11 protein-coding genes and 1 pseudogene are annotated in these 11,276 nt (G+C 72.1%); 5 read left to right on the forward strand and 7 right to left on the reverse strand.

Annotation, left to right across the window (positions count from 1 at the left end):
- Positions 1–126 precede the first annotated feature (126 nt).
- The 4 genes and pseudogenes from ACFV4G_RS30150 to ACFV4G_RS30165 form a co-directional block, all read right to left on the reverse strand.
- Positions 127–582: a hypothetical protein gene (locus ACFV4G_RS30150; protein WP_380445284.1), complete on the reverse strand. Its 456-nt coding sequence runs from the start codon at positions 580–582 to the stop codon at positions 127–129.
- A 7-nt stretch (positions 583–589) separates the two neighbouring features.
- Positions 590–1,222, reverse strand: coding sequence for an LPXTG cell wall anchor domain-containing protein (locus ACFV4G_RS30155; protein ID WP_380445285.1), 633 nt, complete (start codon positions 1,220–1,222; stop codon positions 590–592).
- Positions 1,223–1,603: 381 nt separating this feature from the next.
- The gene (locus ACFV4G_RS30160) at positions 1,604–2,224 is read right to left on the reverse strand and encodes a GNAT family N-acetyltransferase (protein ID WP_380445286.1); all 621 of its coding nucleotides are present in this window, start codon (positions 2,222–2,224) and stop codon (positions 1,604–1,606) included.
- A 46-nt stretch (positions 2,225–2,270) separates the two neighbouring features.
- A pseudogene (locus ACFV4G_RS30165) lies at positions 2,271–2,804 on the reverse strand (IS5 family transposase); the annotation flags it as partial.
- 173 nt (positions 2,805–2,977) lie between these two features.
- On the opposite strand from ACFV4G_RS30165, the gene ACFV4G_RS30170 reads away from it, so the two are divergent.
- The 3 genes from ACFV4G_RS30170 to ACFV4G_RS30180 all read left to right on the forward strand — a co-directional run bounded on the left by ACFV4G_RS30170 (position 2,978) and on the right by ACFV4G_RS30180 (position 6,037).
- A complete protein-coding gene (locus ACFV4G_RS30170) occupies positions 2,978–3,607 on the forward strand; it encodes a hypothetical protein (RefSeq protein ID WP_380445287.1) in 630 nt (209 codons plus the stop codon).
- A gap of 56 nt (positions 3,608–3,663) precedes the next feature.
- Positions 3,664–5,019, forward strand: a complete 1,356-nt coding sequence (locus ACFV4G_RS30175) for a hypothetical protein (protein WP_380445288.1) — start codon at positions 3,664–3,666, stop codon at positions 5,017–5,019.
- A 406-nt stretch (positions 5,020–5,425) separates the two neighbouring features.
- Positions 5,426–6,037, forward strand: a complete 612-nt coding sequence (locus tag ACFV4G_RS30180) for a hypothetical protein (protein ID WP_380445289.1) — start codon at positions 5,426–5,428, stop codon at positions 6,035–6,037.
- A 160-nt stretch (positions 6,038–6,197) separates the two neighbouring features.
- Here the strand turns inward: ACFV4G_RS30180 and ACFV4G_RS30185 are convergent, their stop codons facing one another.
- Together ACFV4G_RS30185 and ACFV4G_RS30190 are read right to left on the reverse strand one after the other, a co-directional pair.
- Positions 6,198–7,268: a DUF4190 domain-containing protein gene (locus ACFV4G_RS30185; RefSeq protein WP_380445290.1), complete on the reverse strand. Its 1,071-nt coding sequence runs from the start codon at positions 7,266–7,268 to the stop codon at positions 6,198–6,200.
- A 300-nt stretch (positions 7,269–7,568) separates the two neighbouring features.
- The gene (locus ACFV4G_RS30190; protein WP_380445291.1) at positions 7,569–7,748 is read right to left on the reverse strand and encodes a hypothetical protein; all 180 of its coding nucleotides are present in this window, start codon (positions 7,746–7,748) and stop codon (positions 7,569–7,571) included.
- 73 nt (positions 7,749–7,821) lie between these two features.
- Here ACFV4G_RS30190 and ACFV4G_RS30195 point away from each other — a divergent pair, with 73 nt between their 5' ends.
- Entirely contained in the window at positions 7,822–8,964 is a 1,143-nt protein-coding gene (locus ACFV4G_RS30195; protein ID WP_380445292.1) for a hypothetical protein, read from the forward strand.
- 208 nt (positions 8,965–9,172) lie between these two features.
- A complete protein-coding gene (locus tag ACFV4G_RS30200; protein WP_380445293.1) occupies positions 9,173–10,093 on the forward strand; it encodes a hypothetical protein in 921 nt (306 codons plus the stop codon).
- 622 nt (positions 10,094–10,715) lie between these two features.
- On the opposite strand, the gene ACFV4G_RS30205 is transcribed toward ACFV4G_RS30200, so the two are convergent.
- On the reverse strand, positions 10,716–11,072 hold the full coding sequence (locus ACFV4G_RS30205) for a helix-turn-helix transcriptional regulator (RefSeq protein WP_380445294.1): 357 nt from the start codon (positions 11,070–11,072) through the stop codon (positions 10,716–10,718).
- Positions 11,073–11,276: the final 204 nt, after the last annotated feature.

The following is an 11,276-nucleotide window of genomic DNA, read 5'->3' on the forward strand; positions in this document are numbered from 1 at the left end:
CTCTCCCCCCCGCCGCGTGGTTGGGTGATGGTGTCGCGGGCTCTCCTCTCACTCACCCCCGCCCCCCCCCCGCGGGCGGGCGCCCCCCCCCCCCCCCCCCCCCCCCCTCTCGTTGCCGTCAGCCGATCACCAGGACGCGGCCTCCACCCCAGCCGGTCCGGCCCCGAACACCGGGTCGGAGCTCGTCCGGATCAGCGGCGTCGCAGCCGGAGCGATCATCCGTGTCGCCGCGGGATCTTCCTGAACCTCGGTGCCGAGCGCATCCAGTCGCAGGACGAGGTTGCGCGGCACGGCCGGCCGCGGGTGCCCCGGCCAGTAGCAGTCCGTCGCCCGGACCTCGCGGCTGCGCCGCCCGCCTGTGGTAGTCACGGGCCCCGGCGTCACCTCGACGTCCGGGCGCCACCCGCGCCCCGGCCACAGGTGTTCCAGGCACAGCTGCCAGGTGTCCGCGTTGACGACGAGGGACTCCCCCACCACGCCGGCCAGCACGAGGGTGCCGTACGGGGTGCGGACCACGGCCCGCTGGTCGAAGTCGGCGTCCTTCCCGACGACCGTGATCCGCCAGGCTCCGTCGACGAACACCCTGCCGTCAGGCCTTGCGGCGGGCGGCGACCTTGCGGCCCGCCACGATGAGGCCCGCGCCGGCGGCCAGGGTGGCGGCACCGGCCACGGCGAGGGTCGTGTTGCCGCCGCCACCGGTCTGGGCGAGGGCGGGCGCGGCACTCGCGGAGGCGGACGGGGTGCCGGAGGGCAGGACCGCGGCTGCGGACGGGGTCCCGCTCGGCGTCGGCGTGGCCGTCCGGCTCGGCGTCGGAGCCGGGGTGTGCGTAGCGGGCTGGGTCGGGGTCGGGGGCAGAGTCGGCGTCGGGGTGCCGGACGGGCAGAGCGGCACGTCGGCGATCTTCCTGTCGACGTGGGTGTCCGCCAGGGTGTAGCGCCACTGGTCGCCGTGGCCCGAGTAGCTCACCGTGACCTTGGCGGTGCCGTGGCCGTCGATGGTGCCGTGGTACTCCTCGGTACCGCCGATCAGGCCGAGGGTGTAGTCACCCGCGGACTTGTAGTCGTTGCCGAGCACGAGCTCGACGTGGCCGCCGTCGGGGCGGCAGCCGACGGTCAGGGTGGCGTCGCTCGGCTTCCACGCGTAGGCGGGAACGGTGCCGGCCAGCGCCAGGACGGCGACCGCGCCACCGGTGACCGCGGCCGCGCGGCGTACGTGCTTCATCTGTTGTGCTCCTTGGAGGGTTTCACGGGTCACAGAGGGCCGCCCCGCGCGCCCGGCGAAGGGGGAGAGGACGCGGACGCGCGGAGCGGCGAGCCCGGCCGGCCGTCGGCGGCACGTGGCGGCGTACCCCAGGGGACGGCGACGCACCGGACTCTCCCCACCTTGAACGGCCAGCGCCCCGCCCCCGGTTCACCGCCAACAGGAATCCCTCGCTCGAACAACGCCGACCTCGCCGGAGCGAGGTCATGTCAGCGTCGAGCCTCACCAGTCGAGATCGCTCTCGACAAAGGTTCTGCCCACGGAGCACAGGCCCGGATCTCCGGTCCCGTTGATGGCGCCGCAGGGTCGAGTGCAGGTTCCAGCCGAACCTGTCATCCGGAGTTACCAGGCCGTGTCTGACAATTCCTGCCGGGCGCGACGCGAATAGTCCGGCATACCCTGGCCCGCCTGCTCAGAGTCCCAGGACCGCGGCCGCTCCAGCGCCTCCCACTCCGGGCGGAGCAGGGAGAGCATCGCGATGTCGTGCCGCCGCCCCCGGTGGAGGCAAGCGGCGCGCCGGATGCCCTCGTGGGTGAAGCCGGCGTGGGCGAGGACGGCGAGCGCCGAGGCGTTGCTGGTATGGGGGAGCGCTTCGATGCGGTGCAGCGGGAGTTCGCCGAACGCGAGGTCGGTCAGAGCGTCCAGGGCGGCGCGCCCGTAGCCGCGGCCGCGGTGGTCCGGATCGACGAGGAGACGGACGGTGGCCGTGCCGTCGGACATGTTCTGCTCGGCCAGGGCTGCCGCGCCGACCGGCGTGCCGTCCGGGAGCAGGATGAGGAAGCCGTCGTGGTCGGCGTCGTCGATGTCGCGTTCGATCTGCTCGCGTACCGCCGAGAGCGGGCGCGGCCAGTGGCCCAGTTCGTGCGCGGCCACCGGTTCGGACCACCATGTGTGCAGTAGCTCGGCATCGTCCACGTCGAGTGGGGCAAGGGCGACTGCCGGGGAGGCGTTCTCGGTGATCATGGGCGGATGCTGGGCCATAACTCGCAATTGATCATGCTTGGGTGGGTCATTGCTCCTCAGCTCGTAGCCATAGGACCAGCGAGGCGATAACGACGCCAGCTCGGTAGCGGGTAGCCAGTTTGCCGAACCTGGTTGCCACCGCGCGGAATTGCTTCAGCTTCGCAAAGCACCGCTCGACAACGTTTCGTTCCTTGTAGGCGGTCTTGTCGAATGCCGGCAAACGGCCGCCCCTAACCGCGCGACGGGCGGTTGGCGATCTGGTCCCGGCGCTCCGGAATGGTCGCTTTGATGCCGCGCCGCCGAAGCGGGTGGCGGATCGTACGGGACGAATAGGCTTTGTCCGCCACCACCCGGTCGGGTTTGGTACGCGGGCGGCCGGCTCCGGTCCGCGGGATCCGGATCGCGTCCAGCTCCGCCGGGAACATTGCAGTCCGCCGTGTTCCCCATACTGAGCACGATCGAGAGCGGCAGACCCCGGGTCGACTGCCACGTGGACCTTGGTCGTCAGCTCACTCCGGGACCGCCCGAGCGCCTCGCGATGCGCGACAGCTGCCGGAATATCCGACGATTCATGAAGCGTTCGCTGGTCGGCGACTGCCGACGTGGCCCGTAGCTCAGGACATCGTCCGGGCTCTCGGCGGCAACGAGCACGGGTTCCGCAGAGTGGCAGCACGACCCGCGGTGCGCGGTCGCGCTGCCCAATGTCGGCGGGGCCCGGTACCGTGCGGTCACGATCAAGGCCCAGGAGGGAACATGACGACTGAGGAAGCACCCATCACAGCCCTGACAGCCGTCATGTCACCGCGCGACGGCGCCGATGAGCAGGTGGACTGGACCGCGGTCGGGCAGGCCTGGGGTGTCGGGTTCCCGTCCGACTACATGGCCTTCATGGCCGTCTACGGAGCCGGCGGCGTCGACGAGTCGGTGGGCATCCACGTCCCCGAGGCGACCACGCAGCCACCCGAGGGGCCGGGCTTCGGCAGCATGGCCGGCGAGACCGCCATCATGCGACGCCTTTGGTCGGACGACGGCGGACCGGCCGGCGTCGACGCGACCCCGGCCTCGGTGATCGCATGGGGCACCAGCAGCGGAGCCGACATGCTCGGCTGGCTCACCACCGGCTCCGACCCCGACACGTGGCCGGTCCTCGTGTGGAAACGGCACGGATCGCCGCAATGGCAGATCCACGACTGCGGCATGACCGAGTTCCCGCGGCGCCTGTTCACCCGGGACTTCGCCGATTGTCCGCTCAGCGACGCCTCCCTGTGGGGCGACCCGTCGCCCCACTTCGTTCACTGGCGCGAGGAACGCCGCCGCTATGAAGCAGGCATCGACCCCTACACCGGACAGCTGCTGCCCTGGCACGGTGCAGACTTCACCTGAAAGACCAGAGGAGGCCGCCGAGGGCGGTGTCGGTGGCGGCTGCGATGATCCACTTCATGAGTGAGACGACCCCCGCCGTGACGTGGACGCATGACCTGGCCATCACCGTCGAGCTGGTACGCACCCTGCACGACCTGCCGTGGGCCGCGGACCGGTCTGCGGTCGAACGGTTGGTGGCCGAGCGCCCCGGCTGGAAGATCCGCCGGGAGATGAACGACCTGCTCGCCGTCGGAATGTTCCCGACCGGCGGGACGGAGCTGTACTTCGACGCCACCGCCCCCAAGCAGGCGCACTACCGGCGGGTCCGGTTGATGCGGCTGCTGGACTTCGCCCCGACGGCAACGCCGCACCAGCGGCAGGCCGCCCTGCGGCAGCTCGCCGAAGCGCTGGGCGCCGTCGGCACGCCGACGCCGGCACCGACGGGAGCCGAGGGCTTCGGGCTGCGCTGGCGCTCGGGAGAACGGGTCATGCTGCTGCAGAGCAACGACCGGTGGGCATGGGTCTCGCTGCACCAGGCGGTCGCCGGCGCGCAGCACGTCGACGAGGACGTCCTCGGACGGATCAGCAAGGACCTCCCGCCGCTGTGGGATGGCGGAGAGCGGGACCAGCGACTGACGCTGCACCGGTTCGCCGAGCCTCCCGCGCTCGAACACCGACGGGACGTCTTCGCCGACGTCTACCGGGCGGTGTGCGGCGTGCTCGGTGACCCGACGCTGTACGGGGGCGGCCCTGACGGGCCCGACGTTCGGTGGCGTGGCAGCGGCGAGGACACCACGCTGCTGCGGCTGCGGGCCGACCGGCGAGAGGTGTGGGTCGAGACCGCTTCGGCGGAAGCGGTCGAGGCGGAGGAACTCGGCACATTCCGGTGGGGCGGCCCGGGCAGTGACGGGAGCAGCGACTTCTCGCGGCTGCCGTACAGCTGGCAGCTGCACCTGTACGGGCCCGGCGAGACCGCCGTCTACCTGCCCGGCGGCCGACTGGCCGGCAACCTGCCGCACCTGAGGGAGGCGCTGGAGCTGCAGTTCGCCGCCTGGATCGAGCAGCTGCCCGTCCAGCGGCCCGGGGAAAAGGTCACGTTCACCATCGCCTCGCGCCGGATCAGCGGCGGAATCTCCTTCACGTACGACACCGATAAGGGGTTCCTGCTCCGCGTCGGTCCCCGGCCCGGGGACCCGCAGGTGGTGGCGGCGGCCATGACCGCCGACGGGTGGCAGCCGTCCGGCAAGCGCTGGAAAGCCGAGTTCCCCGCCCCGACCGCGCGGACCGCCACCGACGTCGCCGCGCTCATCATCGCCGAACTGGCCGCCCGCGGCCTCACCGGCGACCACGGCGAGGTGACCGCCCGCCGGGTCTGCCTCGGACCTGCATGGGGCTTCTTCCTCGCCACGGGGCTGGGGCTGGAGACGAGCTGACGCACCGCCGCCTGGGGCCCGCCCCGGTCGGCTGGAGCACGGCGGGCAGCGGCAGCGAACCGAACCGGGCCAGGGCCTGATCAGCGGCGGTACCCGTACTGTCCTGGCCCGTCGCCACTCCGGTCCCCCGCTCCCTAGAAGATCGCGGACGATGGCACCGGGCGGGCGGGCCTGGCCTCCGGGCACTCGTCCGAGGCGCCTGCCGGAGCAGCGGGGTTCGAAATGCCACGCCGCCCGCCGAGTTGGTAGGTCGGCGGCCGGCGCGCGGTGAGTCGCCGGCGGCGACGAGTGCCTGACGTTGTCGGGGATCTCGCGCCCCTCGAACCGTCCGGGGAGGTCCACCGGCTCCCGCCTCCCGAGATGGTCCCGCCGGATCCGTGTCGGACCCTGTTGTTAGCCTGCGCGGATGGGACTGGACATCACCGTGGTCATGGCCGACTGGAACCGGCTGGCCCGGATACCGGCGGACGAGCGCCTGGACGTGCTGGACGACACCGCGTTCCCCGTCCCCTGGAGCGATCCGGTCCCGGCCGCCCTCGCCGCCGCCCAGCCCGACGGCTGGGTGTGGCCGCCGGAGCCTGCCTGGTGCGCCCGGTACAGCTTCTACGGGACCACCGGCTCCTACAGCTTTCACTGGCACCTGGCCGCCGCCTGGGCGGACATCAGAGGATCGGCGGCCCCCGACCTACGGGCGGCCCTCGACCGCTTCCTCGGCGCCCTGGTCCCCGAGCCCCCGGACGACGGCCCCGCACCGGCCGCCGGCTTCCCCGACGACCCCTCACCCTGGCGCCCGCACGTACTCCTGCTCTGCACCCCGGACGAGATCCCCACCCTCGCCCGCGCCTGGGAGACGGCCGCACCACGGCTGGAGGAACTCCGCGCCCCGTTCGACGCCGAGTGCGCCGGCTATTCCTGTCGGCCCGCCACCTTCGACGCCGCCGCCGCACTCCTGCACGAGTGGGGCACGGTGGTCGCAGGAGCCGAGTCCCGCGGCTGGGGCCTCATCGGCCTCAGGTGAGCTCGCCGTTCAACTGCCCTGGCAGCACCGCGTGGCCGCCTCCGGCTTCAGCGGGCTGCGCCTTGCCTCCGGCGCCGACCCGGACCTCACCCTCCACCGCACGCCGTGAGACCGGAATCCCGCATCGGCCCACTGACAGTGCGCAATTCGGGCGGGCCGGCTACTCGCTGGTGAGGCCGAGCGCGGTTCGGACGGCGGCGGCCTGCGTGTGGCCGCCGTGGCTGCGAACGGCTGCGACGTCCTCTTGTGCGCTCGTGCCGTCGGAGGCGGTCCGCAGTGCCGCCAGCGCCGGCAGCATCTGGAGCAGTTCGGCCTTCAGATCGGCCGCCGGCTGCCGGACCCGGTCGCTCCAGGTGGTTGAATCCAGCGTCGCCACCTCCGCGTTGACGGCGGCCGACAGACGGTCCGCCCAGGGCCATGCGCTCGTCGGGTCGGCGTCCAGGTCCATACTGCGGGGCGCGCCGGCGAGCTCGCCCTCCATGCGGTCGGCAGCCTGGAGGTAGCCGATCTGTTCCGTGGTCAGGGCCGTCTCGTCGCGCCGCAGCGAACCCGTCCGCTCGCCCTCGTCGTCGGCGAACCAGCAGACGATCCTGTGCCCCGAGCTCTCCCAGGACTGCTCGTCGGGCAGGTAGTCGTGCACGCGCACGGAACGCGGCAGGGCCCAGGTGTCCATCGCGCAGGCGTTCCGCTGCGCCTCGCAGGCCTTGGTCGTCTCGCGCTGGAGCGGGTACGGGCCCGGGTAGAACGGGTCGTCCGCGGTCGCCACGGCGAAGACCTCGCCGGAGTGGCGCTCCGCGCAGGACACCGGACGCACACGGGTACGGTCCTTCGCGGTGGCGGCGTCGGGCGTCTCGAAGCAGTCACCGCGCCGGAGGCCGAACTCGCTCACCGTGCCGGAGGGTTCGGCACGGGCGGACCGCACCGGCACCAGGGGGTGCCCGAACGCGCCCAGGGCGGCGGCGACCGCGAAGGACAGTGCCCACAGGGCGGACAGGACGATCCCGGCGACGGCCAGGCCGCGACCACGCTGGTTACGCCGGGGGATGCCGCGCAAAGCCGCGATGCCGAAGGCGAGGCCCGCGACCCAGAGGAAGCAGGCCACCCCGAGAACGCCGGCCACCAGCGAGGTGATCGCGTAACCGCTCCACCCACCGGACGGCACACCCACCGCTGCGGCGCCACCGGCCTGATCCGGACGGCCGTCGTCGGGCTGGTTGTCGGCAATCCGCAAGGCTGGCTCTCCCCCTGATGGATGCCGCCCGCACGTGGCTGATCATGGTGTGTGGCGGCTGCGTGAATATAGCCGATTGCCTCGTGTGACCCGATTGAGGACCTCCATCAGGGGAAAGCCGAAGTGCGGTGCCGTGGTCGGGGTCGTAGCACTCGGCCTCGGTGGCGGCGGTGTGGTCGCGCACGCGCTGCCACTCGGCGCGGACGGCGAACGCGGCCTCGTTCCCGGCGTCGGTGTGCCGGTCGGCGCAGCGTTCCTCGAACCGGGCCTTCTCCAGGGCCTGCCGGATGTTCTCCGGGGTCAGCCCGGCCGCCTGACGGCGAACCCGACCGGGGGCGTCGCCGAGCAGCCCGGGTTCCTGGTCGTCATCCTGGCCGTGGTCTGGGCGGGCAGTGGGGCGGGGTCGACAGCGTCTCCGCCTCGCTTGTGCAGCTGCCAGCCGAGGTCCTCGGCGTTCACTGCAGGTACGGTCTCGATCACGCGGCTCGCCCTGCCGCACAGCATCGACAAACCGCCTTGTCGGTGTCCGCACGATCGACCATGATGCTCCGTCGTGACCTACCTTCTTCTTATCGGCAATCTGCTGGTCATCGCCGTATGCGTGGTGATCCACAGAGTCCACAAGTCCCGGGACTGGCGGCTCAGGGAACTGGCTCCAGCGCAGGTCGACTACGACGCGGCGGCTTACGGGCTCGTCCCGCGCGAGCGGCTCAACCCCCGGCACGCGGGCCCGCCGCAGCCGCCGCACCGCCGTAAGGAGGCGCAGGCGATAGCCGACGCCGCCTGGCGCGGCGACTGGAAGCCAGCCGCCGCGTACGTCGAGGCCGCCGGGCAGGACTGGGACGAGCGCTGGTCGCGCCTGTCGCTGCTGGACTCCATCGCCGACGAGGACGACCGCTGGCTGAAGGCCTGGAGGGCGGCCGACCCGGGCAACTGCGAGGCCGCAACGCTGGAGGCCCACCGGATGGTCCACGCCGCGTGGGCGATCCGCGGCAGCGGATACGCGCCCCAGGTGCCCGACGCGGACATGCGGGCCTTCCGCTCGATGGTGCACTCCGCCCTCAAGGCGGCCCAGAACGCCGCCCAGCTGGACCCGGCCAACCCGGCACCCTGGGCGGTCATGGTCACCGCGGCACGCGGCTGCCAGTACGTGCCGCAACACTTCGCCGAACTGTGGGTCGGGCTGCACCGGCGGGCACCACATCACTACGAGGCCCACGTGCAAGGCCTGCAGTACTGGAGCGCCAAATGGTTCGGCTCGCACGAGCAGATGCTGGGCTTCGCCAGGCACGCGATGGACACCGCCCCGCCCGGCAGCCTCCTGCCAGCCGTCTACCTGCAGGCACTGCGCGAGATGGAGCTGCGCGGGGCGCACAAGGAGCTGCTGTCCGGCAAGGACGCGAAGACCCGGCTGCGACGGGTCGCACAGGCCCTGGCAGAGGTGCGGCCGGACGACGAGCGGCTGCCGGCGCTGCGGCACCTGCTCGCGCACTACGCGTTGAAGGCGAAGCAGTTCGACGTCGCCCTGGAGCAGTTCCGGGCGATCGGCCCGTCGTGCGGCAGCTGGCCCTGGACCAGCGTCCCCGACCCGGTGGCGGCCTTCGACGCCGCCCGCGGCACCGCCGTCCTCCGCTCCCGGGCGCAGCCGCTGCCTCCGGATCTGCGGCCGAAGGCAGCACCGCAGCAGGCCTTGTGACGCGGCGCGGCCGCCCCGGTTCGAGGTCGGCATCCCGGTGCCAGGGTTCGCGCTGCGGGCATCGAGCGTGGCGGCACCTCACGGTGAGGTGATCAGCCGTCAGCTCAGCGTCCCCACTGGCCTGTGCATCTGTCCCCGAGCGCGTCTCGCTCGATGTGACCATGCCTGTCCGCGGGGGCCGGCTGCTACAACTTCAAAGGGAAAGAACATGCACATGCGGCGTACTCCCGGCCGGCTCGCCGCAGCGGCGATCGCCGCCGCAATCCTCAGCGCCTGCGCAGGCGGCAACCCGCCCGCCCCGGACAGTGCCGACGCCACGCCCCAGCACTCCGCACCGGGCGCACCACCGGCGGCGGCCTACGACCCGCCGACCGCGTTCGACCTCACCAAGGGTGTCGCACTGCCCGTCGAGGCAACCCGGGGCAAGGTCACCATGGCCGGCTCCATCGCCAAGCCCCTGCCGCTCACCCTGGACGGACCGACCGCCTACATCGCCGCGACGGACAGCCTGCAGGCGGTGGACCTGGCGACCGGCCGCGTCAAGACGATGATCACCGCCCTGCACCAGGCGCTACGGCCGAGCAATCAGCTCATGGACGGCAACCCTGCCGAGGCGCCGGTGATCGCGAAGGTGGCCGGAAAGCGGCAGGCGATGGCCGCCTTCCTGACGAAGGCCGCAGGACAGGGCACCACCGCGGACCGCCTCGTCGTGGAGCTGGCCACCGTGGACACGGCCACCGGCACCGGCAAGCAGTTCACCCGTCTGCTCGACGGGGCGACCGGCCACGAGGTCCTCGCGCTGGGCGGCGCAGGCGCTGACTGCCGGCACGACGGCCGCTCGGTCACGGTCTGCACTGACGACGGTTCCGTTTTCGCCGTGGACGACAACGCGCAGGTGCTCTGGAAGCTCCCGGACGAGGCGAACCACCGCATCGCCCCCACCGTGACCGCTGTCTGGCACGGACTGGTCTACGGCAGCACCAGCCACGGACCCGTCATCCTCGACACCCGTACCGGCGCGGACCGCCCGGCCACCCCCGGCATCGCCCCCGCCGCCGTCGACGCCTACGCCGGCCTCGCACTCAAGAATGACGCCAACATCCTGGTCGCCTATCCCGCGGCGGGATGAGCGGCGAGGCCTCCCGTCCTGTCCTGATCCCTCGCTCTGGGCGGCGCGGACTGCGGCGAGGCGGTGGGGCCGACGTGCGCGGCGGCCGTGATGACGACCCGTCGCGCACCAACCGGGCGCAGGCACCGCTCGCCAGCACGGCGCAGCGGGAGTCTTTGCTCGGGACGGCGGCGAGCGAGTCTTGGGCGGTTGGCCGATAAGGGGCAGAGCCCGAAAACGCGCGTCGCCCCCGCACCCGGAGTGGGCACGGGGGCGACGCAGTAGCCGACCTACGGGTGGCCCATGATGACGTCCGCGAGGGCCCCCGTGGCGGTAGCCACGTAGCCGGCGGTCACCACAGCGGTCGACACCACGACCACAACGACCCGACGAAGCTTGCTCATACAACCCCCCCTCCGGGGTGAAGTGGCGGGCTTAAGGGTGGCCCGCGATGGCGTCCGCGAGGGCCCCTGTGGCGGTAGCCACGTAGCCGGCGGTCACCACAGCGGTCGACACCACGACCACGACAATCCGACGAAGCTTGCTCATACAACCCCCCCTCCAACCCGACAGGCCCGGCCCCGAGTTCATGCTCGCTGCACAGGTTCAGGGCCCGCGTGGGCCGGGGTTCCCTGTATACGTCTCACGTTAGGTGGGCGGTCCGGTGGTGGAATGCGCGCTGCGTCTCCGGTTCTGTGCTCTGCGTCTCCTCTGTTGTGGGCTCGGGCTGGGCCTGGCGGCGGTGTTCGCGTGGGGAGAGGCCGTGGGCGGCTTTGAAGGCGCGACTGAAGTCGGAGGGGTTGGGGATGCCGCAGCGGGAGCCGATGGCGTGGGCCGGCAGGGCCAGCAGGGCGGGGTCGGCGAGTTCGCGGTGGGCCTTCCTCAGCCGCTGGCGGCGGATGAACCCGGCCACGGTCTCCCCCTTGGAGTAGCGGGCGAATAGGCGGTGAAGGTGGCTGACGGAGATGTGGTGGGCGGCGGCGACCATGGGCGGGGTCAATCCGGGGTCGTGCAGTCTGGCCCGAATGAACGCCCGAATGGTCTCCACCAGGGCCTGCTGCCGGGCCTCCAGCGGCAGCGTGCGCTCGGCGTCGAGCTCGCCGGCGATCCATTACTACATCAGGTCTACAACGAACTTTGAGAGGGGGGTGGACGCGGCGGGGGTGTGTGAGGGGGGAGGGGGGTGCAAGACGCGGGTGAGATA

Origin of the sequence: Kitasatospora sp. NPDC059747, assembly GCF_042732955.1 — a bacterium.
Lineage (GTDB): Bacteria > Actinomycetota > Actinomycetes > Streptomycetales > Streptomycetaceae > Kitasatospora.

Bases quoted from the DNA above. Each gene is read 5' to 3' on its own strand.
- ACFV4G_RS30155 (WP_380445285.1), bottom strand. From the start codon at position 1,222: ATGAAGCACGTACGCCGCGCGGCCGCGGTCACCGGTGGCGCGGTCGCC.
- ACFV4G_RS30160 (WP_380445286.1), bottom strand. From the start codon at position 2,224: ATGATCACCGAGAACGCCTCCCCGGCAGTCGCCCTTGCCCCACTCGAC.
- ACFV4G_RS30170 (WP_380445287.1), top strand. From the start codon at position 2,978: ATGACGACTGAGGAAGCACCCATCACAGCCCTGACAGCCGTCATGTCA.
- ACFV4G_RS30175 (WP_380445288.1), top strand. From the start codon at position 3,664: ATGAGTGAGACGACCCCCGCCGTGACGTGGACGCATGACCTGGCCATC.
- ACFV4G_RS30180 (WP_380445289.1), top strand. From the start codon at position 5,426: ATGGGACTGGACATCACCGTGGTCATGGCCGACTGGAACCGGCTGGCC.
- ACFV4G_RS30200 (WP_380445293.1), top strand. From the start codon at position 9,173: ATGCACATGCGGCGTACTCCCGGCCGGCTCGCCGCAGCGGCGATCGCC.